The organism is Ruegeria haliotis (assembly GCF_013377785.1).
Lineage (GTDB): Bacteria > Pseudomonadota > Alphaproteobacteria > Rhodobacterales > Rhodobacteraceae > Ruegeria > Ruegeria haliotis.
This window is the reverse complement of the sequence record NZ_JABXWT010000008.1, coordinates 14,461-39,399: the sequence shown is the minus strand read 5'-3', so window position 1 is coordinate 39,399 and position 24,939 is coordinate 14,461. Positions and strand designations below refer to the sequence as shown.

The 24,939-nt window shown below is 54.7% G+C and carries 25 protein-coding genes; 16 read left to right on the top strand and 9 right to left on the bottom strand.

Going from position 1 to position 24,939, the window contains the following annotated elements:
• Nucleotides 1-6 precede the first annotated feature (6 nt).
• The 4 genes from sigJ to HW561_RS14160 all read left to right on the top strand — a co-directional run bounded on the left by sigJ (nucleotide 7) and on the right by HW561_RS14160 (nucleotide 6,451).
• The gene (gene sigJ / locus HW561_RS14175; RefSeq protein ID WP_176865865.1) at nucleotides 7-912 is read left to right on the top strand and encodes an RNA polymerase sigma factor SigJ; all 906 of its coding nucleotides are present in this window, start codon (nucleotides 7-9) and stop codon (nucleotides 910-912) included.
• A gap of 86 nt (nucleotides 913-998) precedes the next feature.
• On the top strand, nucleotides 999-2,396 hold the full coding sequence (locus HW561_RS14170) for an MFS transporter (protein WP_176865863.1): 1,398 nt from the start codon (nucleotides 999-1,001) through the stop codon (nucleotides 2,394-2,396).
• A gap of 491 nt (nucleotides 2,397-2,887) precedes the next feature.
• Complete coding sequence (locus HW561_RS14165) at nucleotides 2,888-5,788, top strand: Tn3 family transposase (protein WP_176865861.1); 2,901 nt, start codon at nucleotides 2,888-2,890, stop codon at nucleotides 5,786-5,788.
• Between the two features lie 129 nt (nucleotides 5,789-5,917).
• Entirely contained in the window at nucleotides 5,918-6,451 is a 534-nt protein-coding gene (locus tag HW561_RS14160) for an alpha-ketoglutarate-dependent dioxygenase AlkB family protein (protein ID WP_328803292.1), read from the top strand.
• A gap of 134 nt (nucleotides 6,452-6,585) precedes the next feature.
• Here the strand turns inward: HW561_RS14160 and HW561_RS14155 are convergent, their stop codons facing one another.
• Nucleotides 6,586-7,299 carry an AraC family transcriptional regulator gene (locus HW561_RS14155; protein WP_211198649.1) on the bottom strand — a complete coding sequence of 238 codons (714 nt, stop codon included), beginning with the start codon at nucleotides 7,297-7,299 and terminating at the stop codon, nucleotides 6,586-6,588.
• Between the two features lie 138 nt (nucleotides 7,300-7,437).
• Here HW561_RS14155 and HW561_RS14150 point away from each other — a divergent pair, with 138 nt between their 5' ends.
• The 6 genes from HW561_RS14150 (at nucleotide 7,438) to HW561_RS14125 (ending at nucleotide 13,596) form a co-directional block, all read left to right on the top strand.
• Nucleotides 7,438-8,679 carry an MFS transporter gene (locus tag HW561_RS14150; protein ID WP_176865855.1) on the top strand — a complete coding sequence of 414 codons (1,242 nt, stop codon included), beginning with the start codon at nucleotides 7,438-7,440 and terminating at the stop codon, nucleotides 8,677-8,679.
• A gap of 4 nt (nucleotides 8,680-8,683) precedes the next feature.
• Nucleotides 8,684-9,862, top strand: a complete 1,179-nt coding sequence (locus tag HW561_RS14145; protein ID WP_176865853.1) for a trans-sulfuration enzyme family protein — start codon at nucleotides 8,684-8,686, stop codon at nucleotides 9,860-9,862.
• 69 nt (nucleotides 9,863-9,931) lie between these two features.
• Complete coding sequence (locus HW561_RS14140; RefSeq protein ID WP_176865851.1) at nucleotides 9,932-11,338, top strand: pyridoxal phosphate-dependent decarboxylase family protein; 1,407 nt, start codon at nucleotides 9,932-9,934, stop codon at nucleotides 11,336-11,338.
• Nucleotides 11,335-12,051: a 2OG-Fe(II) oxygenase gene (locus HW561_RS14135; protein ID WP_176865848.1), complete on the top strand. Its 717-nt coding sequence runs from the start codon at nucleotides 11,335-11,337 to the stop codon at nucleotides 12,049-12,051. Before HW561_RS14140 ends, HW561_RS14135 begins: the two co-directional genes overlap by 4 nt.
• Before the next feature lie 105 nt (nucleotides 12,052-12,156).
• Complete coding sequence (locus HW561_RS14130) at nucleotides 12,157-13,086, top strand: DMT family transporter (protein ID WP_176865846.1); 930 nt, start codon at nucleotides 12,157-12,159, stop codon at nucleotides 13,084-13,086.
• 81 nt (nucleotides 13,087-13,167) lie between these two features.
• Entirely contained in the window at nucleotides 13,168-13,596 is a 429-nt protein-coding gene (locus tag HW561_RS14125) for a very short patch repair endonuclease (protein ID WP_235962907.1), read from the top strand.
• 359 nt (nucleotides 13,597-13,955) lie between these two features.
• Here the strand turns inward: HW561_RS14125 and HW561_RS14120 are convergent, their stop codons facing one another.
• Nucleotides 13,956-14,423: an Lrp/AsnC family transcriptional regulator gene (locus HW561_RS14120; protein ID WP_176865842.1), complete on the bottom strand. Its 468-nt coding sequence runs from the start codon at nucleotides 14,421-14,423 to the stop codon at nucleotides 13,956-13,958.
• Nucleotides 14,424-14,542: 119 nt separating this feature from the next.
• Here HW561_RS14120 and HW561_RS14115 point away from each other — a divergent pair, with 119 nt between their 5' ends.
• Both HW561_RS14115 and HW561_RS14110 read left to right on the top strand, forming a co-directional pair.
• Entirely contained in the window at nucleotides 14,543-15,481 is a 939-nt protein-coding gene (locus HW561_RS14115; RefSeq protein ID WP_176865840.1) for an aminotransferase class IV, read from the top strand.
• Complete coding sequence (locus HW561_RS14110) at nucleotides 15,482-16,423, top strand: DMT family transporter (protein ID WP_211198648.1); 942 nt, start codon at nucleotides 15,482-15,484, stop codon at nucleotides 16,421-16,423.
• 310 nt (nucleotides 16,424-16,733) lie between these two features.
• Here the strand turns inward: HW561_RS14110 and HW561_RS14105 are convergent, their stop codons facing one another.
• The gene (locus HW561_RS14105; protein ID WP_176865836.1) at nucleotides 16,734-17,069 is read right to left on the bottom strand and encodes a winged helix-turn-helix transcriptional regulator; all 336 of its coding nucleotides are present in this window, start codon (nucleotides 17,067-17,069) and stop codon (nucleotides 16,734-16,736) included.
• A gap of 41 nt (nucleotides 17,070-17,110) precedes the next feature.
• Here HW561_RS14105 and HW561_RS14100 point away from each other — a divergent pair, with 41 nt between their 5' ends.
• The 3 genes from HW561_RS14100 to HW561_RS14090 all read left to right on the top strand — a co-directional run bounded on the left by HW561_RS14100 (nucleotide 17,111) and on the right by HW561_RS14090 (nucleotide 19,351).
• Complete coding sequence (locus tag HW561_RS14100; protein WP_328803291.1) at nucleotides 17,111-18,238, top strand: NAD(P)/FAD-dependent oxidoreductase; 1,128 nt, start codon at nucleotides 17,111-17,113, stop codon at nucleotides 18,236-18,238.
• Nucleotides 18,239-18,323: 85 nt separating this feature from the next.
• Nucleotides 18,324-19,079 carry a globin domain-containing protein gene (locus HW561_RS14095; RefSeq protein ID WP_176865832.1) on the top strand — a complete coding sequence of 252 codons (756 nt, stop codon included), beginning with the start codon at nucleotides 18,324-18,326 and terminating at the stop codon, nucleotides 19,077-19,079.
• Complete coding sequence (locus HW561_RS14090) at nucleotides 19,076-19,351, top strand: hypothetical protein (RefSeq protein ID WP_176865830.1); 276 nt, start codon at nucleotides 19,076-19,078, stop codon at nucleotides 19,349-19,351. Before HW561_RS14095 ends, HW561_RS14090 begins: the two co-directional genes overlap by 4 nt.
• Before the next feature lie 27 nt (nucleotides 19,352-19,378).
• Here HW561_RS14090 and HW561_RS14085 read toward each other — a convergent pair whose 3' ends face one another.
• The 6 genes from HW561_RS14085 to HW561_RS14060 form a co-directional block, all read right to left on the bottom strand.
• Nucleotides 19,379-19,660, bottom strand: coding sequence for a hypothetical protein (locus HW561_RS14085; RefSeq protein ID WP_176865828.1), 282 nt, complete (start codon nucleotides 19,658-19,660; stop codon nucleotides 19,379-19,381).
• Between the two features lie 119 nt (nucleotides 19,661-19,779).
• The gene (locus tag HW561_RS14080) at nucleotides 19,780-19,986 is read right to left on the bottom strand and encodes a hypothetical protein (RefSeq protein WP_176865825.1); all 207 of its coding nucleotides are present in this window, start codon (nucleotides 19,984-19,986) and stop codon (nucleotides 19,780-19,782) included.
• A gap of 49 nt (nucleotides 19,987-20,035) precedes the next feature.
• Complete coding sequence (locus HW561_RS14075) at nucleotides 20,036-21,157, bottom strand: alanine/ornithine racemase family PLP-dependent enzyme (protein WP_176865823.1); 1,122 nt, start codon at nucleotides 21,155-21,157, stop codon at nucleotides 20,036-20,038.
• Nucleotides 21,154-22,239: a DUF1611 domain-containing protein gene (locus HW561_RS14070; RefSeq protein ID WP_235962905.1), complete on the bottom strand. Its 1,086-nt coding sequence runs from the start codon at nucleotides 22,237-22,239 to the stop codon at nucleotides 21,154-21,156. The genes HW561_RS14075 and HW561_RS14070 overlap by 4 nt, the downstream gene beginning before the upstream one ends.
• Before the next feature lie 197 nt (nucleotides 22,240-22,436).
• Nucleotides 22,437-23,276, bottom strand: coding sequence for a hypothetical protein (locus HW561_RS14065; RefSeq protein WP_235962904.1), 840 nt, complete (start codon nucleotides 23,274-23,276; stop codon nucleotides 22,437-22,439).
• Complete coding sequence (locus HW561_RS14060; RefSeq protein WP_176865819.1) at nucleotides 23,266-23,619, bottom strand: hypothetical protein; 354 nt, start codon at nucleotides 23,617-23,619, stop codon at nucleotides 23,266-23,268. The genes HW561_RS14065 and HW561_RS14060 overlap by 11 nt, the downstream gene beginning before the upstream one ends.
• Before the next feature lie 660 nt (nucleotides 23,620-24,279).
• Between HW561_RS14060 and HW561_RS14055 the strand changes: the two genes are divergently transcribed.
• Nucleotides 24,280-24,912 (top strand): tyrosine-type recombinase/integrase, encoded by a 633-nt coding sequence (locus HW561_RS14055; protein WP_176865817.1) that lies wholly within the window; start codon nucleotides 24,280-24,282, stop codon nucleotides 24,910-24,912.
• Nucleotides 24,913-24,939: the final 27 nt, after the last annotated feature.

The following is a 24,939-nucleotide window of genomic DNA, read 5'->3' as shown; positions in this document are numbered from 1 at the left end:
ACACAGATGACCGATAAAACTATCATATTTGAAGAGGCGAGGCCCAGACTTTTGGGTCTTGCCTATCGCCTGCTTGGCTCCGTCAGTGATGCCCAAGATGTGGTGCAAGACACGTACCTAAAGTGGATGGGACAGCAGGGCGCGCTCGACAAACCGATGGCGTGGCTCAGGCGCGTGTGCACCAACGCCTGCCTCGATCATTTGAAATCCGCCCATCGTCGACGTGTCGATTATGTCGGCCCTTGGATCCCAGATCACATCCAAACTGAATTCTCCCCAAGCGCGGAGACGCAAACCGAATTGGCGTCCTCACTGACCACGGCCTTCTTGTTGCTGCTTGAGCGTCTCACGCCAAAAGAACGGGCAGCCTACTTGCTGCATGACATCTTCGCCATGTCCTTTGGTGAGGTGTCGGATATTTTGGACATGCAGCCCGCGGCCTGTCGCAAACTGGCCTCGCGCGCGCGCCGCTTTGTTGGTGAAAGCGATACGCGCCATGCGCCGCCAAAAGATCGTCAGGAAGAACTACTCGCGGCCTTCCAGCGTGCCTTATCCACGGGTGACACGTCCCAGTTGGGCAAGATGCTGCGCGACGACAGCAATTTACGGGCCGATAGCGGTGGCGCGGTTGTGGCAGCGCGTGACGTGATCGAGGGACGTACTGACGTGTGTCGCTTTGTGGCGCAGGTGTTGCAGAGTTCGTGGCGCGATATGCGCATCGATACTGTAGAGATCAACGGGGGCCTTGGCCTGAGGGTCCGAGACGGCGCGTCGTTACATGCCACGGTGTCCTTTGGGTATGATCGACAGGGGAATGCGAGCCACGTTTTTATTATGCGCAATCCCGATAAGCTCCTTGGATTCCAGCGATCCAGCGCAATTGTATGGGACTGTCACCGACCATACTCGTAAATCCAAACGTCACAACTCTTCCGGTTCAGTCGTCAAGTTTGAAAGCCGTCACATCTGTCGGCGAACAACTGCGCGAAGGACTCACAATGATTGACACACAGCTGGAGCACGTCACCTGCCGGTGGATGGATTTGGCCACAAAACGCAACCTCCCGTTTTCGATGCTCTTTGCGGGAAGCGTGGCCTTGCACGCCATCAACGTCTTCATCGCGATCACCATGATGCCGTTTGTGGTGCACGACATCGGGGGATTAGACCTCTACGCGTGGAGTTCCACTGTCTTCGTCGCAAGCTCCGTCGTAAGCGCAACCCTTGCCTCGCGTCTGCTGGGATTTGCAGGTATCAAGGGCGCTTATTTGTTCGCCGTAGCCTTTTTTGCGGGCGGGTCGACAATTTGCGCTGTCGCTCCTGACATGTGGGTTCTGATCGCAGGGCGCACCATTCAGGGGTTCGGCGGTGGCTTTTTCTACGCTTTATCCTATGCGGTTATCCGCACCGTTTACCCCAAGCCTTTGTGGCCATTGGCGATTGGCCTGATTACCATCATGTGGGGCGTTGCCACCTTGCTTGGCCCGGCGATCGGCGGAGTATTCGCCCAGTTGGAGGCGTGGCGTCTGGCGTTTTGGGCGCTGCTTCCCTGCGCCGCGGGGATAGCAGCGCTTGCAATGGTGAGCTTGCCCAAAGCCCGCCCGCAGGACGTCGACCGTGATCCCATACCCTTCGTGCAAATCATCATACTGCTGTTGATCGTATTGACTGTGTCCATCGGCAGCGTCGGCACCAATGCAATGAAGGCGCTCGTGGCCATTGGCGTATCCTGCCTATTGGGAGCATATCTCGGGCGGGTCGATCAACAGGCAAGGGCGAAATTGTTACCACATGGGAGCTTCTCGTTTCGATCGCCCCTAGGCCGCCACTTTCTCTATATCGCTTTGATGATCCTAGCGATGCAGGGAGAGGTCTTTGTGCCGTTCTTTTTGATCGAACTTCATGCGCAACCGCCCCTTTGGGCGGGGTATATGGGCGCGTTGATGGCCCTCGGATGGACAATTGGCTCGATCTTGACTGCGAATTGGGTGGGGGCAAAGGTGCGCCGAATAATTGTCGGCGGCCCCCTCATTTGCACCGCAAGTTTATTGGCACAAGCTGTTTTTTTGCCTATGTCGTCACATGGCGCGTGGGGCATTCTGGTACCAATCTGCCTTGCTCTCTTAGGTGTTGGATTCGGGATCGGCGTGGTTTGGCCGCATATCGTAGTCAGGATCTACGAGGTCGCACCCGAACGCGACCATGATCTCGCGGCAGGCGGTGTAACGCTCGTCCAACTTTTCGCGACGGCCCTCGGGGCGGCCCTCGCCGGAATGATCGCCAATCTCGCAGATCTAAGCAATACGACGTCCGGCTCCTCACTGGCCGCACTAGCGTTGTGCCTATCATTCGCCGCTTTTCCGTTGACCTGTTTTTGGGTCGCGAGGCGCATTTAGCACTTGTATGAGATAAGGGCTTAGTCAGGGGTTCTGTTGCTAACTTTTGACCATTGACGCTCTCGGAGGACTGTGTTGCACGGATCGGTCGCTCAACGTATTCCCAGCGTTTTCCATGACTTGAGCGAAGGTCGATGCCCCACAAATTCAATGATGCCCGTCGCGACAAGTTTCCCAAGGCAAAGTACCGGGTCACGAACTGCTCGGAATACAATGAAAGTCTCCGGCGTCGAGGTGACGTGACGATCTGGGTTTCTGATGATGTCGCACAGAAAAGGAGATCACCGCGCCGCAAGACAAGCGGCGGCCCAGCACGTTATTCTGATTTGGGGTTGTCGTAACGAAGCTGTCGTATGTTGCATAAGCAAGCTATTGATTTCAGGTAATATTTTCCAACCCCCTTTTCCTAGAGCGTTGATTTTATTGGACAAAACCTCTCCTCGTCCTCAAGCGGATTCAGGCGCATAATTTCCTCATTTTGGAGGAAAGTTATGATTCTAGAAGAAGCACGCATTGGTGAGGCAGCGTTTTCAAGTCCGCTATCTGACCTTGAGATTGATGTATTTTTCACCTTGTCGCCGGATGAAGTCGGCGTGATTTGTGACCGGCGCGGAGACCTGAACCGTCTGGGCTTGGCACTTCATCTTTGCATTGTGAAAATGACCGGGCGCGCCGAGTTGTCGGCGAAGCTGGTCCCTCATGTGGTGCTCACCCGCATTGCAGGACAACTGGGTTTGTCGGTCCCGGATCTTGCGTCATTGCGGTCGCTTTATCAGGATAGGACAACGCTCTTTCGACATCGAAAGCTTGCAATTGATGTGGCTGGATTTCGAGAAGCTGGAGCGGGTGCTCGTTCTGGATTGCTACAGTATTTGCGGCAGGAGATTTTGAGTACGACCGCGCCAGATGTGCTTGCCAGCAAGATTGCGCGATGGTTACACACGCGCCAATACATCGTGTTCTCCGGTCGTGATATTCGCGGTCTTGTCAGACGAGAAATCGATCAGCGCAACAAGAAACTTGCGGCTTCGATAAATGGGAAAGGCGGATCGCAGTCGGCCCATTGGATTGAGGTGCTAACCGCCGAAATTGAGCCAGCGCTGAGCCGGTTTGACTGGTTCCTGGCAGGGCCATCTCGCAAGAGTATCCCTGCTCTGGAAGTTCAGTCGGCCAAGATTGCCTATTTAAGGCAGATTGGCGCTGACAACTTGTCATTGGATTTACCGGATGCTGAGGTGACGCGTCTTGCTCGACGGGTATCCTTGCGCAAGGCGTCAAATCTGGAAAGGATCACGGAACCACAAAGAACGATTGAGCTTGCTTGTTTCATTCAGCACCGACTGGAGGTTCTGACTGATGGTGCAATCGACCTGTTCAATCATCTGGTCAATGACATTGTCCGCCGCGCGCGTGACCGCGCAATTCGCTCTGTAGCACGCCAAGTATCACCCTTGCAGGCGCTGATTGGTGGGATTGACGATCTGGTTCAGAATGAAGCTTTGAGCGGGGAAGAGCTTCGTGCCAACCTCGTGGCTTTGCTAAAACCCTTCCGCTCGGAACGCAGGCCAATCACGCGCGCCATGGCAACGCGGCAGGAGCTTGCAGTTGCAAGCAACGAACTGTCGCGTTTGTTGAAAGCGGCCTCAGAGCTCAAATTTGATCTGCCCGAGAACCATCCATTGGCTGAGGCGTTTGCCGCCTTGGAGACGGCCGCTGACAAAGAACTCCCGACCGGCCAGGCGAATGTTTTTGGCCGGCCGTGGGAAGGGTTCATGGTCGATGAGGATCGGGCAGTGGCGCACCGCTCCTGGGTTGCAGCAACCGTATTGTTGATCAAACGGAGCCTGCGGAACGGGTCGGTCAGCATTCCCCATAGCCGCGACCACCGCGATCTCGATAAACATCTGATACCGCGCAAACTTTGGGAGGCAGACAAAGGTCGATTCCGCCGAAATCTCATGCCCCAAAAGTCATCAGAGGCCTACGTTGCGCGCATTGAAGCCGCGCTCGAAGCAGGCGTCGATCAGGTCGTCCTCAACCTCAAAGACGATACTCTGCGAATAGTTGACGGTCGGATCTCCTTGCCCAAACTCGTCAAGTCAGAAGTCGACGACGATGTTGAGACTACACGCCGCCAGCTTCTGGCACTGCTTGGTCCCATCCAGTTCTCTGATGTCATCATCGAGGTCGATAGCCTCACGGGAATGTCGCGGACTTTGCTTGGTCGACCGCCGGCATCCGACCGAGAGCAGATCGTGCTTTATGCCGCGATCCTTGCGCTTGGGTCTGATCTTACACCTGCTGATATCGAGCGTATGGTGGCGGGTGTCAGCGCTGATAGCGTGGGTCAAATGATGCGAAAGCTCGAAGCATCGGGTCGCCTCAGAGAGGCCAATGACGCCCTTGCCACCTTCACCGCGAAACTTGACGTTGCCAAGTCATGGGGTGGCGGAATAACCGCCTCTGCAGACATGATGAGACTGGATGCAACACGCACGCTTTGGTCTGCACGTGCCGACCCACGGCGCAAAACACCCGCTATGGGAACCTATGCTCATCTCTCCGATCAATGGACCTTGATCCACGATCAGCCGCTTGTTCTGAATCAGCGACAGGCCGGGGCCGCCTTGGAGGGCGCGTTGCGGCATGACGGAGGGAGCCTGGAGAAAGTGGCTGTCGACACTCATGGTGTGACCCACTTCTCAATGGGTCTGGGTAAACTTCTGGGATTTGATATCTGCCCTCGGCTGGCACGCCTGGCGGACCGAAAGCTCTACGTCTTCAAAGACACCAAAGTTCCGGAACCGCTCGAGCCAATCGTCTCTCGAACATTGTTGAGACGGGCGATCGCGCTTGGGTGGGACGGCCTGCTAAGGCTCGCCGCCTCGACGCAGGGTGGATGGTGCAGTGCGGTCTGGGCGGTAGAGCGTCACAGTTCCGCATCAATCGGCATGCCAGTCTACAACGCTGGGGAGGCGCTCGGAAAGCTCCAGAGGTCGGTGTTTCTTTGTGATTATTTTGGAAGGCCCGCGTTCCGGCAGGAAATCCAGCGTCTCCTAAGCCAGATCGAATCCATGCACGTGCTCCAACGCGCAATCCACAACGGCCCAATCTCCCCGCGACGCGGTCGAACCCGTGAGCAGATGACCGCAATCTCAGGCGCACTAACTCTGCTCACAAATGTCGTCATCGCCTGGAATGCGCATCGATACGACCAAGCCATCAGACGCTCTGACTGGGATCGCTCCCAGGACCACATGCGCCACATCGCCCCAATTGCTCACGCGCACATCAACCTTAAAGGCACCATCACCTTTGATCTTGAGCGGCGCAGAAACCCAGGCAAAAATGGCGAAAACAAAACTCAAGGAGCTGTGAATCACATGCGTTGAGGAGCTGTGAGGACCATACTGAACAAAAACAGGGGCTTAGCTAAAGGTATGCAAATAGAACCGTTCAATAACAAAAGCTTGCTTATGCAACATACGACAGCTTCGTTACGATAACCCCACTACGGGCCGATCCTGGGGACGCAACAGGCGGATCAGTTTTTCCAGAAACTGATGCAAACAGTGGATTGGAGGCATGACGAAGCCATTATCTATGGCAAGCGCATTGCCACAAAGCGCAAGGTGGCTTGGTACGGCGACCAGGGGTTCCGCTACACGTATTCCAAAGTAACCAAATCAGCTGACCCCTGGACGAAGGAACTATTGGAGCTTCGTGGGCTCGTCCAAAGCCGTTCCGGTGAAGAATACAACTCACGCCTTCTGAACTTGTACCACTCGGGCGATGAGGGCATGTCCTGGCATAGCGATGCTGAGGTCGATCTAAAGCCCGACGGCGCCATTGGTTCACTAAGTCTTGGCGCTACTAGAAGATTTTCCTTTAGGCATAAGATGTCAGATCATCGAGTTGACGTGAACCTGGAACATGGCAGTCTACTGGTGATGAAAGATACAACACAGTCTTTCTGGAAACACTCTCTGCCCAAAACAAAGAAGGTGAAAAGTCCACGGATCAGCCTGACATTCAGGACTATTCAGCGGCAGTAAATGGCCACGCACTTCTCGGCCATTGAACTTTGCCAAGACAGTTAACGGCGGGCGGCCGCGAGCTAGCATGCGAAGGCCAGGGCTTTGTGCGGATGATTTTGGTAGAGTTGCTTAGTTTCGCTCCCGCATTACCACTATTTCCGGAATCCGCTGGGAGGCATGCCAAACTCTTTTCGGAAAGCATAAGTGAACGCACTTGGGCTGTCGTAGCCGCAGCTTCGAGCGACCTGTTTCATAGGCTGGCCACCATCAAGCAATTCCATGGCTTTCGAGAACCGGACACGACGACGCCAGGCGGAAAAACTCATCCCCAGTTCTCGGGCACAAAGACGCGCCAGTGTTTTGGAGGACGCGCCAGCGTCATCGGCAAGCTGCTCAAGTGGCAAAGTGGTAGATGGGTCGCTCATAAGCCTTTGGCAGACACGGCGCAGGCGCTCGTCTCGGGGCAGCGGGATGTTCAAGGGCAGTGCCTCCGCCTCCATCAACTCTATCCGGATCAGAGCGGCAATTTGTTCTGCGCGCTTATTGCCGGAATAGTCCATAGGCTCGCGGCCAAGGTTGGTAATGAGTTCCCTCAAGAGCGAGTGAACTTTCAATACTTTGATCGTGCTGGTTTCCAACGGCGTGATGTAAAGAGAACGCATTTCGACATTGCCACATATCTCGATACTGTGTTCGATGTCGGCAGGCATGAACAGGGCGCGATCAGGTGGCACCACCCAGGTATCATCGGATGTGGCGACACGCATAAGACCCGCAACGGCATAGATCAACTGATCCCGTGGATGATCGTGGGGCTCGACAAAATAGCCGTCCGGAAACCGCTTTGCCATGACCGCCAAGGCCACCGGAAGCTCCTGGTAGTCCAAAGACTCAACACTTCGAGCTACGGTCTTTTCTACATGTTTGTCTGTTTCTCGACGATCTATGTCCATACATCGACTATATGACAATGGTAGTTCCGTCGCAACGACAATGGAACCCGAATGATCTCACGCGACACCGAATATTTCCTGCTGCTGAATGTTGGCCACTTTCTGGATCACTATTTCATCTTGATCTTTGCAACGGTGGCCGCGCTTGCGCTGAGTGAAGGCTGGGGTCTGAGCTATTCCGAACTTCTGCCTTATGGAGCGCCGGGGTTCGCGGCATTTGCGCTCTGCGCTTTGCCGAGTGGCTGGCTTGCGGACAGGTGGAGCCGCGACGGCATGATGTGCATATTCTTCATGGGCATCGGGTTCTCATCAATCTTAACGGGCTTTGCCCAAAATCCCTTTCAGCTTGGAGCCGGGCTTCTGCTGATGGGCGTGTTCGCCTCGATCTACCATCCGGTCGGGCTTGCCATCGTCACGGGACGTTGGAGGAAAACGGGCATGAGGCTGGCGGTAAACGGCGTCTGGGGCAACTTGGGTGTTGGGTCCGCGGCACTCATCACGGGACTTCTTATTGATCTGGCAAGCTGGCGCGCTGCGTTCATTGTACCGGGCCTGATAGGAATTGCATTCACCTATCCATATTACATCGTCTCGAAGAAAATTAGACAGGACAGCACGCCAGAAGAGCAAGGCGTCACATCGCATCAGAACATTGCCTATGGCCCGAAATGGCGCGTGCTGTTGTGCGTCTACATGATCACCTTGCTGGGCAACGTTATTTTCCAATCAACCACCGTCGCCTTGCCGGAAATATTCGATGAGAGGCTTACCGGTCTTGCAGATGATATCAGCGAAACCCTCTCTCTTCTGACATCGCAGTCAGCGACGATCATTGGCGTATTGGCATTCCTTGTGTTTGCGGCAGCCTCATTGGCGCAGCTCGTTACCGGCTTCATGCTGGATAGCATTGGGGCCAAACCGACGATCCTACTGGTCATGGCCGTCCAAATCTCGGCGTTTCTGATGATGCCGGGTTTGCAGAACCTTGCAGCCTTCGCGGTCTCTCTTGGATTCATGCTTGGCGTGTTCGGGCAAGTTCCGATCAACGATTTCCTGATGGCAAAAACAGTATCGAACAAAGCACGGGCCCGCGCCTTTGGGTTGCGGGCAATGGTCAGCTTTCTGGCGCTGTCCACCGCCCTGCCGATGATCTCCGTCATCCACGTGAATTGGGGCTTTGATGGACTGTTCCATATCCTGGCGCTTTGCTCTCTGACGATCCTCTTGGGCAGTCAGATCTTCCTGAAAACACCGCCACGCGCTGCGAGCGATCGCAGTATTTTCCAGAGATGAAGCCATGTCCAAAAAGACCACACAGCTTGTTCACCTTGGCCGTGTATCGGGAGATGCCGCAAACGCGGTAAACCCGCCACTGGTACGTGCTTCGACGACGACCTTTCCGTCACTGGCCGAATTCAAGAATTCCTACAAGGGCGTAACCTTTGAGACCCCACGCTATGGGCGATCCGGCACGAGCACCGTTTTTGAATTGCAGACCGCCATGGCCGCCTTATGCGAGACGGAGAGCTGCATTGCCACGTCGAGTGGGCTAGGTGCGGTTGCAGCTGTAATCGGTGCACATGCCGCCCCGGGCAATCGTATCCTAATCCAGGATTGTGTTTACGGACCCACACGGGTTCTCGCAGAAAAGGAGCTGGACAAGCTCGGCAGCGAGGTTGTGTTCTTTGACACCTTAGATGCTCTCGAATCTCACCTCGACGAACGAACAGCGCTTGTATTTATCGAGGTTCCCGGTTCGTTGACGATGGATATGATTGATGTAGAGGCTGTTTGTAAGCTGGCCAAACACTACAGCGTGCCAGTGGCGTGTGACAGCAGCTGGGGTACACCGCTCTTCTTTGATGCGCACGGCCTTGGCATCAACATATCCATTCACGCCGCAACCAAGTACATCGGCGGGCATTCCGACATCATGCTGGGCCTGATTACAGGCTCATATGACGACCTGTCATCTACGCGAGACTGGTGCGCCCACTATGGCTCAACCGCCGCTCCGGATGTGTGTTGGCTCGGGCTTCGCGGGCTCAGGACACTCGACGTGCGTATGCGGCGCCATGAGGAGAACGCTCGCCACGTCGCGCAATGGTTACAGGGCCAACCCCAGATCAAGAAAATTCTCAACCCGGCCCTCGATGATGACCCAGGGCATGAGCTGTGGAAGCGGCAGTTTACGGGCGGAGCGGGGCCGTTCACGATCGAGCTTGTAGCGTGCAGCGAGGAAGAATTCGCCAAACTCATCGACAGCCTGTCGCTCTTTGGACTGGGAACCAGCTGGGGTGGGTTTGAAAGCCTCGTAATGCCAGCCATCGCTCATCACTTGCGCGCTTTGGATGTACTCCCCAATGAAGGGCGACTTTTACGCCTGCACATTGGCTTGGAGCATTCGGAAGATCTTTGTGCAGATATCGGAAAGGCGCTCGCGCACATATCCGCCACCCGACCGATGCAGAATTAGCATGTTTCGGGTCGTCTCAAGCCGGACCCTGAAGGCAAAATGGCAAAGAACTATTTAGGAGGTTTCACTATGACACAAGCGCTGGATCAAGCCGCAACACTCGCAAAAACCTGGCTGGAAGGATTGGATGAAAGAAAAGTCAATTCCACAGCCAGTCTTGAAACACTCCGTTCCAGGTTTTCTGGCCCATTGCCTGCAAATGGAGAAGAACCCGTAACCGTAGTGCAGACATTGGCAAGAGATATGCAGGACGGTTTGCTGGGGTCTGCGGGCGGAAGGTTTTTTGCCTGGGTCATCGGTGGTGGACTTGAGGCCGCGCTTGCCGCTGATTGGCTCGTCTCAACCTGGGATCAGAATGCAGCCCTTTATGCGTGCGGACCTGCTGCAGCGGTGGTTGAGGAGCAAGCCGGTATTTGGCTGAAAGAGTTGTTCGACCTGCCCCGTGACGCTTCTTTCGCGTTCACGACAGGATGCCAGTTGGCGCATATGACATCGCTCGCAGCGGCGCGACATGCCGTCCTTAAGGCAGATGGATGGGACGTCGAGGAAAACGGGCTGATCGGTGCGCCCGACCTCAAGGTTCTGGTGAATGACCAAAAGCATGGCTCTATCCGGCAGGCGGTGAACTTCTTGGGCTTGGGACAAAGTTCTTTGGTTCAACTGAAGACTGACTCAACGGGAAGAGTGCTGACAAGTGAACTTGAACAAGCGCTTTCGGAACACAAAGGCCCGAAGATTTTAGTCTTGAACGCCGCCGATTTGAACATTGGTGCATTTGATGACTACAGGACACTGATCCCTATGGCGAAAAATGCTGGTGCGTGGGTGCATATTGATGGTGCATTCGGCCTTTTCGCCCGGACAAGTGCCAAATACTCCCATTTGGCTAACGGTCTTGAGTTGGCTGACAGCTGGGCGACCGATGGTCACAAGTGGCTGAACGTGCCATTTGATTGCGGTGTCGCCATTATCCGAGACCAGGCCGCGCATAAGGCAGCTATGACCATCGCGGCCGATTATATTGCCCCGGCTGGAGCAGCGCGTGACCAGATCGACTGGAACCCGGAATGGTCCCGAAGGGCGCGCGGCGTTCCTGTCTACGCAGCTCTCAAGCAATTGGGCCGATCCGGCATCGAGGATATGATTGACCGCTGCTGTGCCCACTGCCAGGCGATTGTCCGGGGGATTGGAGCATTGGATAACGCCCATGTTGTGTTTGATCCGCAGTTGAATCAGGGATTGGTCAGGTTCGCCAGACCGGGTGACACCGGCGAGGAAGGCGACCTTTACACAAAGGAAATCATGTCCCGGATTAATGCGACAGGCGAGGCGTTCTTTTCGGATACGGTCTGGCAGGGCCGCCGCGCTATGCGCGTAAGCGTCGTGAACTGCCGGACAAATGAAAGCGATGTCACCCGTGCTGTCGAGGCCGCCCAGTGGGCCCTTCAGATGGACAAAGTGGAGTGTGTTAGTTGACCCTCATTCCCCTAACCGAACGAATTAACGCGATCGATGCAGGCAATTTGGAAGACCAATTGAATGCCTGGGGCAGTGCGACTGTAAGCAGTTTGCTAGCGCCAGAAGAATGTGACGCGGTGGCCAAGCTTTACGCAACCGATGCGCCATTTCGCAGCCATATCCGAATGGCACGGCACGGCTTCGGGAAAGGTGAATACAAGTACTTCGCATACCCGCTCCCCGAAACTGTCCTCGCGCTCCGGGAGGGGCTGTATCCGCTGCTAGCGCCAATCGCGAACGACTGGAACGAGCGGATGAATATCGACACACGATTTCCGGACCGGCATGCGGACTACCTGAGCAGATGCCACGACTCTGGGCAGGTACGGCCGACGCCGCTGCTGCTGCAGTATTCGGAAGGCGACTACAACTGCCTCCATCAGGATGTCTATGGAGAACTGTTGTTTCCGCTTCAGGTTGCCGTCCTTCTCTCTGAGCCGCGCCGGGACTTCATCGGCGGTGAGTTCGTGCTGACGGAGCAGCGCCCTCGCATGCAAAGCCGGGCCGAGGTCCTGTCCCTGGCTCAGGGTGACGCCGTAGTTTTCGCCGTGCGCAACCGACCTGTTCGCGGGACCAAGAGCACCTATCGCGTGAACATGCGCCACGGCGTGAGCCGGTTGCACAGCGGTACACGGCACACGCTTGGCATCATATTCCATGACGCCGAGTAGACGACTGAACTAACGGGCATAACGGCAGGCGAAAGCGCAGGTTTCGGGTTGTTCGGAAACATAGCTATGGTTGAATGAGAACTAAGAAAATCAAAGGAAAAAACCATGACTGCCAAATCCGTACCCACCCTCAATATGGTTTCCGGGTCGCTGCTGCTTGCACTGGCGGCTGTGTGGGGCGGATCGTTTTTCTTCGCTGAGATTGCCCTGAGGGAAGTTCCGCCTCTAACGGTCGCGCTGCATCGCATCTTCTGGGCGGTTCCGGCACTGTACATGGTCGTCCTGTGGAAGGGTTTGAGGATCCCGAGGTCAGTGAAGGCCTGGCTCTGCTACCTGGTGATGGGCGCGCTGAACAACGCCATCCCCTTTTCCCTGATCTTCTGGGGGCAGGTGAGCATCGAAAGCGGCCTTGCCTCCATCTTGAACGGGACGACGGCCGTGTTCGGGGCAGTCGTTGCCGGCATCTTCCTGGTGGATGAGCCGCTGATCCCGCGCAAGATTGTCGGTGCCCTTTTCGGTGTGTTCGGTGTGGCCGCTATCATGGGCCTCGATGCATTGACGAACTTCGACCTGCGCAACCTGGCGCAGATCGCGATACTGGGCGCAGCACTGTCCTATGCATTCGCCGGTGTCTGGGGAAAGAAATTCCTTTCCGGGTACCCGCCGGTGATGAACGCTTTCGGTATGCTGGTAGGCAGCACAATCCTGATGGCGCCGGTCGCGTTCTACAGCGAGGGCCTCCCATCATTTGCGCTCTCTATGGAGGTCTGGGCCTCGCTCCTTGCGGTCTCGCTGCTGTCAACGGCGGTAGCCTACCTTCTCTACTTTGAAATCCTCGTTCAGGCGGGTTCTGCCAACCTGATGCTGGTCACCTTGCTTATCCCGCCGATCGCCGTCGGTCTGAGCTATACGTTCCTTGGCGAGAGGCTGGGCACGGAGGCGATCTGGGGATTCGGCCTGATCGCTATCGGCCTGATCATCACCGACGGGCGCGTGCTGGCATTGCTCCTCGGAAAGCGCAGAGCCAGTTCGTAGCGGCCCGCGCCGTTCCCTCATCAAACGGAGGCCAATCCAATGTGTGCCGACCGCGTATCGACTGCTGTCCGCAGCAGGATCATGGCGAGCATCAGGGGCAAAGACACCAAACCCGAACTTGTGATCCGCTCAATCCTGCACAAGCGCGGGCTTCGCTTTCGCCTTCACCGCCGGGACTTGCCCGGCAAGCCGGACCTGGTTTTCCCAAAACACCGAGCGGTTCTCTTCGTTCACGGCTGTTTCTGGCATGGCCACAACTGCCACCTGTTCAGCATGCCGAGGTCCCGGCGGGACTTCTGGCAACAGAAGATCACCCGCAATTGCGAGCGCGATTTGGAGCAGCGTCAAACGCTGATCGAAAGTGGATGGCGAGTGGCAACCGTCTGGGAGTGCGCACTGATGGGTCGCTCCCGCCTGCATGTCGCCGAGATTGGTGAATACTGCGCCGCTTGGTTGAAATCCGAAGTTGCGGAGCTTGACGTGCGTGGCCGTGAGGCGGAACCGCTGTAGGCTGACACCGAACGAGTTTTGAGCATTGAAAAGTTGCCCAGCTCTTCCGCCAGCGCCGAAGTTGGGAATCGTAAGTTGACAACTTGTCTCTGAAATTTTGGCAACAGACATTCGTGCGCGACGCAGCATTCGTTGCTATTGGGCTCGGAGCTGACCTCGGTGCAGTTGCAACAAGGCCCCCCTGCCCCGCTAATCACTGAGACGTGGACGGCCCATAGGAGACATCCAACCGCCCGCGGGGATGCTGCGGCGCGGCCCGTTAGACCGGACTTTCGCTGCGACTGCAGATTCAGGGAGGTTGCGAACTCACAGATCGCGGACTCAGTGTTCTTTCGCCGCAATTGTTCGAATGGCCGCAATTATTCAAGAGGCACTCGTAGGCTTGCTTTAACACGATCCACGACCACAGAAGTTGCAAATCGACGAATGTTCGGGTTCTCAACAAAAACCAGCCGTGAGAAGCGGTCGTAATCGTTCATGTCTTTCACCAGCACGATCAGAATGAAGTCGGCGTGGCCGGTAATGTAATAACACTGCTGGACTTCATCCAGCGCCAACATAGAACGCTTGAAGTCGTCCAAAAGGTCAACGCGTTCGCGTTCCAGCTCGACCTCAACAACGAATGTCATCAGTGCGTTTGCCTTCTGGGGATTTAGCTGGATGACTTCGCGCTCAATGACGCCAGTTTCATTCAGTCGTTTTAAACGCCTCTGAATCGATGAGCGCGATGCTCCAACCCTGTCAGCCAGCGTATCCGTGGACAAACGCGTGTCATGTTGCAAAACTGTCAGTATGGCCCTGTCAGTCTGATCTAGGGATGTGGTCATTTTGCGCCTCAAATTTAAGAAGTTTGATGCAAAATAATCAGATTATCTAAAACATTCGAGCAAAATAGGTCGTTTTGTCCAAGTAGTTTGTATTCACCACAATAGAAGAGCACAAGCAGATGAACCATATTTCAAAGCTATCGGAGATCTACACCGACCCGCATCCTTATCCCGTTGGTATAGCTTTTCAGGACGGGCAGTACATTCCTGTTTCAGAAGCAAAAATTTCCGTTCTGGATTACGGGTTTCTGCATTCCGACGCGACCTATGACACGGTCCATGTCTGGGATGGCGCATTTTTTCGCTTGGACGACCACATTGAACGGTTTCTCTCTGGAGTGGAGCGATTGAGGATGGAACTGCCTGTGAACCCTGAAGAAATTCGCCAGATACTGCACAACTGCGTCGCGCTGTCGGGGCATCGAAGGGCATATGTCGAGATGGTTTGTACTAGGGGTACAGCGGCCAATTTCAGTCGTGATCCAAGAGAGGCAACGAATAGGTTTCTTGCGTTTGCTGTGCCCTACGGCTCTGTCGCTAACGACGAGCAGTTGCGACGTGGTTTGCATATCACCATTGCGGATATAACCCGGATTCCACCTGGCAGTGTCGATCCAAAAATCAAAAACTATCACTGGCTCGATTTGATCATGGGCCTGTACGATGCCTATGACAAAGGCAGGGAGACTGCACTTTTATTGGATGCCGACGGTAATATCTCGGAAGGTCCAGGCTTCAATGTTTTTGCCGTTCGGGACGGCTCGTTGTCGACACCAGCCCGGGGCGTATTGCCGGGAATAACACGCCGCACAGTCATTGAGATTTGCGCGGCAAAGGGCATAAATGCTCAAGAGGGCAACCTCTCACAAGAACGCCTGCGCAGTTCTGACGAGATATTTGTCACCTCTACAGCAGGTGGAATTATGCCAGTTACGCAAATTGACGGACAGCCAGTCGGAAGTGGCAAGATTGGCCCGATCACCGACTGTTTGAAATGCGCTTATTGGGGGTGGCACAAGGACAGCCGTTTCATCGATATCGTGAGCTACCCAGGCTGAATGACGATGACACTTGCAAAATACCGACCTCAGATTCACATCACCCACCTTCTGCTTCTTAAGCGGTTGAATGCGTGGGTTCGTTTAAGTTTTTCAGGCGGGCCTAATGCGAAAACATATGTGCTTGTCGCAGGAGCGGTGGTGTTGTGGGCAAGCTGGCCTGCACTCGCAACAATGGCACATTCGGCACCGCCTTTCCTGGTCTTGGGGGCGTCGGCGTTGATTGGCTTTCTGTTCTCCTTTCTGGCAGCACTCAGAAAAAGGGAAACACGCGTATTCGTGTCTGTACCGGCCAAAACTCTGGCTTTCGTGGCTGTTGGATTAATGGGCAACAACGCGTTCTATCTCGCTGCGATCACGCGGATCGGGCCAGCCGAGGCCAATGTCGTTCACTATCTTTGGCCGGTGTTTCTTGTTTTGTTGGCTTCCTTACTGAATCGACATTTGCCTTCGCAACTTCAAATGTTGGGGATTGCATGCGGGTTCATTGGTGTCACAGTTGCCCTTTCTCCTCAGATGAATGGTGAACTCGACGCAATAGGGGTGTTGCTCGGTGTCAGTGGCGCGCTGACTTTTGCAATTTATTCTGTTGGTCGCTCCCTTGCGAATGTCGAAACAAACGTAGTCGGGCCATCCCTCGGGCTTGCAGGGGTTAGTGCTCTGGGCGTTCATTTCATTCTTGAGCCTGTCTACTCGCCATCGACAGTAGAATGGTTCGCAATTGCTCTTATGGGCATTGGGCCATTTACGGTTGCAAATGTGTTGTGGGACAAAGCTACGCGAGAGGGATCGGCCGCGACAATCTCCAGTTTGGCGTTTCTTACGCCTCTCGTCGCAATGGCTTTGCTGGCTGCATTTGGACTCGGTAATGTGACCACCGCCACCGTTGTCGGCGCGCTGTTTGCCATAACTGGTGCTTTGTTAAGTTCACGTTCCAAGTAGAAGGTTTGGCGTCACGCGCGACTTTCTTGGGTCACCAAACTAGAAGCCGACGTTCGTGCATTCCGCAGCATTCGGTACAGTGGGCTCGGAGCTGACCTCGGTGCAGTTGCAACAAGGCCCCCCCTGCCCCGCTAATCACTGAGACGTGGACGGCCCATTCCTGCGGTACATCACGATTTACTTTGCTGCGGTGCAGCTCCCAAAAGCGGACGTTGATGCGCAGCGCCGTATATCGGTCGGTTCGACGCCGACAATACGCACCTAATCGTCAATTGTCGAAAGGGCGGACGACACCATTGACGCGGTGCCATCATTTTGGATTGCGCAGCAGGTCCGCGTTGGTCGCCGCCCAATCATGCATCGCCCGGAGAAGTGGAATCAGGCTTTGACCCAATGGGGTCAGGCTGTATTCGACATGCGGCGGGATCTTTTTGAAGTCTTTGCGCGACACAAAGCCCGCTTCTTGCAGCTCCCTCAACTGGCGGGTCAGTGTCCGGTGCGTAATACCACCAAGGTTTCGCTGAAGCTGGTTGAACCGCGAGGTCCCCTGCGCCAGCCAATAGACGATCAAAAGATTCCACTTACCCGAAATCGCTTCGATCAACGGTTCGATGAGGCAATTCTCTTCCGATTCAAGAGGCGTCATGACAGTATCCTAAATGACCGTACTTGTCGTCCTGACCATGTATTTCTAACTACTGCCTGGAACACGCGTACGCAATGAGGATCGGCATGGCCAAGAAAAAGGTAGTGATAGTTGGTGGCGGATATGTCGGCTATGAGGTTGCTAAAGAATTGGATGCTCATGCCGATGTCACACTGATCGAGCAATGCGAAGCTTTCGTGCAGCCGCCGGCGACAATTCGAGCGCTCCTGGACCCTGCTTTGCTGGATCAGATCGTCCTGCCGTATGATCGTTTGCTGAAGACTGGGCAGGTCGTGCGTGGCCGCGCTGTATCGGTGTCTCAATCCGAAGTGACCCTGGAAGATGGCAACGTCTATCCGGCCGATTTCATCGTCCTGGCCACGGGGTCGTCTTATGCAGCACCGTTCAAACCAGCAGGCGACAGCATTGATGATTTTCGCAAGGCCAGCGCGGATGTCAGCGCGCAATTGGCAGCCGCGAAATCGGTAGCCATCGTCGGGGCTGGTGCAGTCGGCACAGAGCTGGCAGGTGAAATCGCTGCAGCACAACCGGGCAAGGACATCACTTTGATTTCGTCGGACGATACCCTTTTCCCGATGTATCCAGCCAGGCTCGGGACCCAGCTCAAACGCAAACTTGAACGCGCTGGCGTATCTGTCGTGCTTGGTCAAAGAGTCGAGGATCTACAACGTATGGATGTGCCCTACGCCGGGTCAGTGAAACTGACCGATGGCCGGGTTGTCACCGCTGATCTGGTGTTTCCGGTCGTCGGATCGAAGCCAAATACGGCCTTGATCCAGACATTGCCTGGGGTGAACGCTGTACCATCAGGCCGGATTAAAACCGACAAGTGGTTGCGCCCGTCGGACTTTCCGATTGTCTTCATCGCGGGCGACATCGCCGACGTCGGTGATGGTATGACGATTGTCGCGATCTCCAGGCAGAACCCATGGTTGATCAGAACATTGAAACAGGTGTTGAACGGACAGGCGATCGAAGATCAAAAGCCCTATGCGCCTTGGAAAATGGCACCGATCCTCGTTCCTTTAGGACCTAAGATTGGCAACAGTTGGCTCTTTGCGACTGTCGGCGATTGGATCACCCGCAAGATGAAGGGAAAGGAGCTCTTTATACCAAAGTACCGCAAGGCATTTGGTCTTTCGCGTTAGCAACTGATCTGCACTGGCGCATTGCCGGCCTGTAGGCACAATTCCCATGAAGCAACGCGATAAGACGCCCCAAGGAATTCACCCAATGACCCGTGTTGACCTTCCCAAATTCCCAACGCGCCATGGCTACATGAGCGAGAAGATCCAGCAGTCCTATATCAACGCGGCAATCGAAAACGGGGTACTGCCACCAGACGCGCATCGGATGCCAGAGGTAGTCTCGCTGACTGCGCCCGGAGACATCACGAAACCCATCCAGTTTTGGCAGCTTTACTCAGTCCTCGGACAGGACCAGATTGTCGACATCGTGCGCGGGTTCTACGAACGCGTCTTTGCGGATGAGCCCTGGTTTACATCTGTCTTTAAATGGGTTGGTGGGCTAAACCATCATATTGCGACACAGGCATCGATGTGGATTGATGCCATGGGTGGCGGTCCGCATTATCACGGCGCAGAGTTCCGATTGAGTTTTCATCACACGCACAATGCGATGGCGCTGATGAACGACAAAGGGGTGGAGCGATGGGTCACCCTGATGCGCGAGACGCTTGATGCATCCTCGGATTTGATGGCGGATGACCCACGTGTACGGACCAGCATCAACACCTTCCTGGCCTACTTCATGACCAAATATTCGGATGAATTCAGGTTTCAGGATCGGCACATCTTTGGGGAAACAAACGGCCCGCTCAAATGCCGGATCAACTTCATGAAGATGACGACCGAAGCGATAGAGGGCTTAAGTGAGAAAGAACTCAGCGATGCTCTGATTGAGCGCAGCGTGGACGTCTCGCAATACCCGAATAAGCAAGCGCAGGTCAGCAAGGCGTTGATGATGTGAAGACCCGGCCCATTCCCTACATTCACCCGCAGTTTGTCATGCTGCGGCGCGGCCCGTCGAACCTGCCGTTCGCTGCAAACGCAAAATCTCAGGCCAGCCAAATTCGCAGAATATGGACAAAGTTAGCATTTGCGACGCTTGCACCAATGATCGCTTTTTGGGTGTTCATGACCCAGTTTCTCGGCAAAACTCACACCCAAAACAATCTATTCTGCTGGAAAACAATAAAAGAGCTTTCGATCGAGGTCGTGCCGCATTCGGAGTGCAATTAGAGTGCAAAGCTAAAGCCAGATAGATATCTAAAACTCGTCAAATTCCGGGACATTGCCAAGCCGAATGAGGAAACTTGGCGACCCAACCTCACCACTGTTCGGATCCTCACTGACCATGTATGCATCGGCGCCCGCGCAATCGTCGGATTGCGCTTCTCTTTCTGCTCTGTTTTGTGCCTCCGCAGCCGTGGAGTACTCAAATTGTTTGCCAATTTTCAGGCTTCCTTGCCCTCCTCGTCCTGGCTTCTGTTCGACATATGTCTGGCAGATATAGTGAACTTTTTCTGAGCTCTCATCTGAGAGTGTCATGGCAATATCCTTGAAACGAGTACGGGCGCTACTGATGCATGAGAAAAACAGTGCTCGCTAGCTGCTTTGTTTGTGTTTCGCTCAATCAAGTTGCGCGAAAAAGAGGGCCAACGATCCGGTCACCGCTTTTTGACGGGCTTCGAGGGACAGGCTTCAGATGGTGTGTTCGCATCCCTTTCGAGCCGAGTTTTGCGAAGCCGGGCGTTCTTGATCTGTCTTTGTTCTGCTTCTTCGTTGACCATTTCCCTAACGACCCGCGTTGTTTTGTCCATCGGTGTTTCCGCCTTGGGAACATTGAAGACAGTTGTTTTTTTCAGCTTTGCCAATGGTTATTCTCCTATCCGTTTTCAACGGCGCATTTATCAGTTGAGTATTTCAAATTGATGCCAGGTGATTGCCTGGTCCTTGAGATACACGCACGTGACGTGAAGGACTGCGATGGAGCAGCCTTGTCTTTACGTCAGGAGCGGACATAGCTTTCATCAACGCACTATAGTTCATTTGGAACCTCATTTCCGATCCTACGCTCTGTGTCGAATGGGATGTGCCGATGACAAGATGATCGCTTGTTGCACCGATGAGTCCATTTCTAGGAGGCATCGAAAGCCCGAAAACGTCCGTATCTTGCTGACCAATGGCGAGGATTAATTGTGTGCTCTGTCCGCTTTTTGGGACCAGGTGAAGTTTTTTGAATACCGGGTCGCAGATGCTCTGAGGATGAGTTGCAGGTTTGGACCCTGTTTCAATGACCTCGGCGACAAGCGTAAAGGCGTCCGTATACATCCCGCCAATCTGATCTCCGGATACCGGATCAACGCCCAGAAGGATTGCTTCGCCCAGCCTTAAATCGTTGATGCGACCAACTGGATGTCCACCGAGGGCCCAAGGAAGGTTGGCCGAGTTACCGCCAGATACCGTCTGAAGGAAGGAACCACACTGTCCCTCTGTGTCATTCGCCAGGACAGACAAGGCGTCCATGTCTGCGGCATTCGGGGAAATTCCACTCAGACATGCGAAGTTCGCTCCGATGCCCTTCAGCGCGACACCGGGCATGTCCACCACTTGTTGTGCAATTGAGTCGAGGTCTTTTGGCATGATCCCTTCGCGCAGATCGCCCATCTCAACCATCAGGATAATGCCGTGAATACAGTCTTTCCGGATCGCGGCGGCAGCCAGAGCGGTAATCACGAGGATCTCTGTGTTGTAGCTTGTCTCACAGTACTGGACGACCTGATCGACCTGGCTCAGCGTTGGTGTGCGGATCAAGGTGATCGGGCATGTCATGCCCGCATTGCGTAACTTCCGCACGTTGCTAAGACGCGCTTCTGCAAGTCCCACAGCGCCACCGTCCAGCATAGCCCGAGCGATGGTTGGATGCCCGCACACTGCTTTGGTCACACCGGTGACGCTGATGCCGCGAGTCCTGAGGCGTCCGATCACAGTCTTTGCATTGTGGCGTATCTTGCTCAGATGCACCTCAATGCGGGGTGTACTCATATCGCAGCCACAGGCGTGGATTGATGTAACCCAGGATAGGCGGCGACAACCATTGCTATCAAATGCGATGCCGGTCGGCTGAGTACATCCGTTACGGGTAACCCGAGTATTTGTGACTGTGCGGCGATAGTGTCGGTAATCTCCGCCTCAGACATCCCCTCGTGATTGAGCGTGACGCCGATGACTTTTGTGTCAGCAAACGTTTCGATGAGGGCAATCTCACTTGCAGGCTTGGGCATTGGCATATTGGGAAAATCACAGCGATGTGCGCGCTTTGGAGCGTGCTGAAGGATCACGGCGTCCGGCTGGCTGCCCCGCAGGATAAAGGCGGATGTGCAGAACGCCGGATGACTCAACGCCCCTTGACCTTCGATCAATATGACATCGGGTTGTTCAGCCTCGGAAGCGTCAACAATCGCACCTTCAAGCTCGCCGCAACAGAACTGCGGCGGCACGGCATCCATTGCCACACCATATTTTGCGCCCTGCATCAAACCCGTCTGGCCCGTACCAACAAGAACAGTCTTGATGCCTCTTGCGTTCAAGGCACGGGCCAAGACGGTCGCTGTTGTCCGTTTTCCAATGGCGCAATCGGTTCCAAGAACCGCTATGCGCAGCGCTTTCACACCTGCAATACTTCCGTCGAACAGGCGCATATCCTTGCTGGGTTTAGGTTTTCGAATATCGCGTATGGTGACTTTGCGTTCGGCCGCAAAAGACGCAATTTCTGGATCATCGCTCAGATATTCATGCAATCCACTGACGATGTTCATACCTAGTGATATCGCGTCGAGAACAACGTCGCGATCTGTCGATGAGAGTCTCCCCGTAGATGGTGCCATCCCGTAAATAAAGGCGTTGGGGATCTCGGCTTCATGGGCAACAGCAGCATCCAGGCTGCTGAAGACCGGAATGTGGTTTACTGTACCGTCAAGAACCAGCCCGCTGTCTTCACCGTCGTGGTCGCTATCGATGACAGACAGGATCCTGTAGGCCTCTGAATGACGAACGAGGCCATTTGCGGTTTTGCCATCAATTTTGGCGAAGTTACCTTGGCAATAGACAATCGCAGTTGGTGGCAAGACGATCTGAGTGGCAGAGGTTGATCTTATCGGTTCTTCGCGGACCAATGGCGGCGCTTGTGCACCGCTGACTGGACGACGGATAGTGTTTGCCGCGTTAAAGTCGGTTTTCATGATGTTTCCTTTATGTGGTCGACGCCGAAGGCAACGATGCCGTCACCATCGGGTAATGAAGTCGAGAATATCGTGCCGCGCGCTCAGCTATCGAGAACGCACAGACCTTTAGACAACTTGAAATTCTTGTTGCAGTCCCAACGGTTTCCGGACCTGTCGAGATGGGCGTTCGCAGGAAGGTCTATTACTTCACAGCTCACACCTGAGGCTGCGTATCCCCGCTCGCACTTCCATCCCGTACCGTAAGTTGCATCGTCAAAGTAGGCATGTTCAGGGATCACAACGGCCGCGCACGACCCATCCTGTTCAAAGAATCCACGCTCGCATGTCCAGGGCTGACCGTATCCTGCTGAATTCAGATACGCGTTGGCCGGGACTTCAATGGCAACGCAAAGGTCGTCCAATACTTCAAACCCACGTTTGCATTCCCATGCGGGTCCATAGGTCGTGGCTGCTAGATATGCGTTGGCCGGCACCACAATTTCTTGGCACATGTCGTCGATTTTTAGAAAACCGCGAGAGCAATGCCAGCGCTCACCTGATGGATCAAGAAACCCGCCATCAGGTACAATCACCGCAACACAGGCCGTATCATCGGTCTTGCGAAAACCATGAAGACATTCCCAACCAGAGCCATAGGTGCGGTTGGTCGGATACGCATTTGCTGGCACTATGACAACGGCGCAGACGTCGCCACTCAGCCTATACCCGGCGTTACATTTCCAACCTTCACCGTAGCTCTTTGCAGTGGCATTTTCAGGCACAGGTTGCGATATGGATTGAGCATGCGCAGGCGTTGAAATCAGAAGCGGAGCACAGATTGGGAGCACAATCAGCGCTGCAATCATCTGAATGCCTGGTGACAGATGTGCTCCCCAAGTCGTCCGACAGAGTTGCGGCATTGCCTCTGAGTCAGGATCCATCCAGATCAAGCCCCGCGATACAGGCATCTGCAAGGTCGCGGCTTGGCGTTTCCGACCCCGGCAGCGTAGCCCAACCCGTATCCATCATAGCCTTGCGACGACTGAAGCCAGAGGCCTCTTGGAGGGTTAAGATTATCTCTTCACGCCTGGGGTCAGCGGCTGACCTGTTCAAGCAAACCGGCACCATCGCGAGCGTCACTTCTTCGCTTGCACGGTCCTTCGCCAATTCTTGAGCGCTACCGCTGGTTGTCCAACCGCCCCAGGTAAAGCCAAGGATTGAGACCACAATCGCACCACACAAAGCACCGTAGATGCCTGGTTTCGTCCATTCTGGAAATGTCATTTTAGATCCTCTGGCGGAGAAAGCGCCGCCTCGCTGTTTTGTGTCTTTTTGTGCAATCTTGGTCTCGCGCCCGAGCCATACCAAGGCACGATGACCGAAGGGGCAGTTCGGGCCTACTCGAAGTTCATTTGATCAACAGTTGCGTTGTGGTTCTTTGGCAAGCCATCGGTGGGTCTGATCACCACAAACGGATCAACAAACGTCACAAGCGATGTGGTTGTGCGCGAAAACATCGGCAACCTTCCCAAACATCAGATCCAAATAGAGGACGTGACAGCTGAATTTTTATGATGGAAGACCTTAGTTCACTCTGGCAGGCGATACGCCTAGGCCGCAGAAAACCAGAACTTTAGTGGACTTAACATAACCACTTGGCGACGGTATTACAACGTTCGTGGGCCTAACGCTTTTTCCAAGGCCCCCGATGCTGGTGAAAGATGTGGTTTCAATCTGGCATTCGCCTTGTGTATCGGCAAATCCGTGACCACTTATGTAGCCTCTTTAGCATGCCACTCTGAAGCCGACATTCGCTGCATCACTGAAATCATGTAGTGAGGACACGTGGCCGATTTCGGATGTGGCGCGGCATCCTGTGGTATGGCGTTTCGGTCAACGTCGGGTTGTCGTTGTGGGAGGGCATGGCGGATCGGAGGATCAGCTATGGAAACACCAAACCTACCTGCCATCCGCGCGCTGCGGCCTGCATGGAACAAAGGTCGGATCGTTGGTCAGAAGCAACCACTCAAGCCAAAACATGTCTGGGCAATCAGAGTGCGACTTGAATTGGCCGAAAACCATCGCGATCTCGCACTGTTCAACATGGCGATCGACAGCAAACTCCGCGGCTGCGATCTCGTGAAGATGAAGGTCGTCGACGTGATGGCTTCAGGACAGATCAAGGAACGCGCATCCGTGCTGCAAAGCAAAACTCAGAAATCTGCGCGCTTCGATATCTCCGAAGGAACGCGGGCGTCTGTCGAGAATTGGATGGAAGACGAGCTGATGGTCGGATCCGAATATCTGTGGCCTGGGCGATTTCATGAGCGTTTGCACATCTCCACACGCCAGTACGCACGGATCGTGCGTGATTGGGTCACCTCGATTGGATTGGAGGCGAGCGCTTACGGAACACATTCCATGCGACGGACAAAAGTGACGCAGATTTACAAGAAAACTGGCAACCTCAGAGCGGTACAGCTGCTGTTTGGACACACCAAGATGGACAGCACAGTCAGATATCTAGGCGCTGAACTCGAAGACGCATTGGCCATCGCGGAAGCCATTGAAATCTAATCCTGGAGGGCCGTCTTCGCTGGCGGC

Bases quoted from the DNA above. Each gene is read 5' to 3' on its own strand.
- HW561_RS14140 (WP_176865851.1), top strand. From the start codon at position 9,932: ATGACACAAGCGCTGGATCAAGCCGCAACACTCGCAAAAACCTGGCTG.
- HW561_RS14130 (WP_176865846.1), top strand. From the start codon at position 12,157: ATGACTGCCAAATCCGTACCCACCCTCAATATGGTTTCCGGGTCGCTG.
- sigJ (WP_176865865.1), top strand. From the start codon at position 7: ATGACCGATAAAACTATCATATTTGAAGAGGCGAGGCCCAGACTTTTG.
- HW561_RS14125 (WP_235962907.1), top strand. From the start codon at position 13,168: ATGGCGAGCATCAGGGGCAAAGACACCAAACCCGAACTTGTGATCCGC.
- HW561_RS14060 (WP_176865819.1), bottom strand. From the start codon at position 23,619: ATGACATTTCCAGAATGGACGAAACCAGGCATCTACGGTGCTTTGTGT.
- HW561_RS14110 (WP_211198648.1), top strand. From the start codon at position 15,482: ATGACGATGACACTTGCAAAATACCGACCTCAGATTCACATCACCCAC.
- HW561_RS14150 (WP_176865855.1), top strand. From the start codon at position 7,438: ATGATCTCACGCGACACCGAATATTTCCTGCTGCTGAATGTTGGCCAC.
- HW561_RS14085 (WP_176865828.1), bottom strand. From the start codon at position 19,660: ATGACACTCTCAGATGAGAGCTCAGAAAAAGTTCACTATATCTGCCAG.
- HW561_RS14165 (WP_176865861.1), top strand. From the start codon at position 2,888: ATGATTCTAGAAGAAGCACGCATTGGTGAGGCAGCGTTTTCAAGTCCG.
- HW561_RS14055 (WP_176865817.1), top strand. From the start codon at position 24,280: ATGGAAACACCAAACCTACCTGCCATCCGCGCGCTGCGGCCTGCATGG.
- HW561_RS14065 (WP_235962904.1), bottom strand. From the start codon at position 23,276: ATGGATCCTGACTCAGAGGCAATGCCGCAACTCTGTCGGACGACTTGG.
- HW561_RS14105 (WP_176865836.1), bottom strand. From the start codon at position 17,069: ATGACGCCTCTTGAATCGGAAGAGAATTGCCTCATCGAACCGTTGATC.
- HW561_RS14120 (WP_176865842.1), bottom strand. From the start codon at position 14,423: ATGACCACATCCCTAGATCAGACTGACAGGGCCATACTGACAGTTTTG.
- HW561_RS14170 (WP_176865863.1), top strand. From the start codon at position 999: ATGATTGACACACAGCTGGAGCACGTCACCTGCCGGTGGATGGATTTG.
- HW561_RS14095 (WP_176865832.1), top strand. From the start codon at position 18,324: ATGACCCGTGTTGACCTTCCCAAATTCCCAACGCGCCATGGCTACATG.
- HW561_RS14115 (WP_176865840.1), top strand. From the start codon at position 14,543: ATGAACCATATTTCAAAGCTATCGGAGATCTACACCGACCCGCATCCT.
- HW561_RS14075 (WP_176865823.1), bottom strand. From the start codon at position 21,157: ATGAGTACACCCCGCATTGAGGTGCATCTGAGCAAGATACGCCACAAT.
- HW561_RS14145 (WP_176865853.1), top strand. From the start codon at position 8,684: ATGTCCAAAAAGACCACACAGCTTGTTCACCTTGGCCGTGTATCGGGA.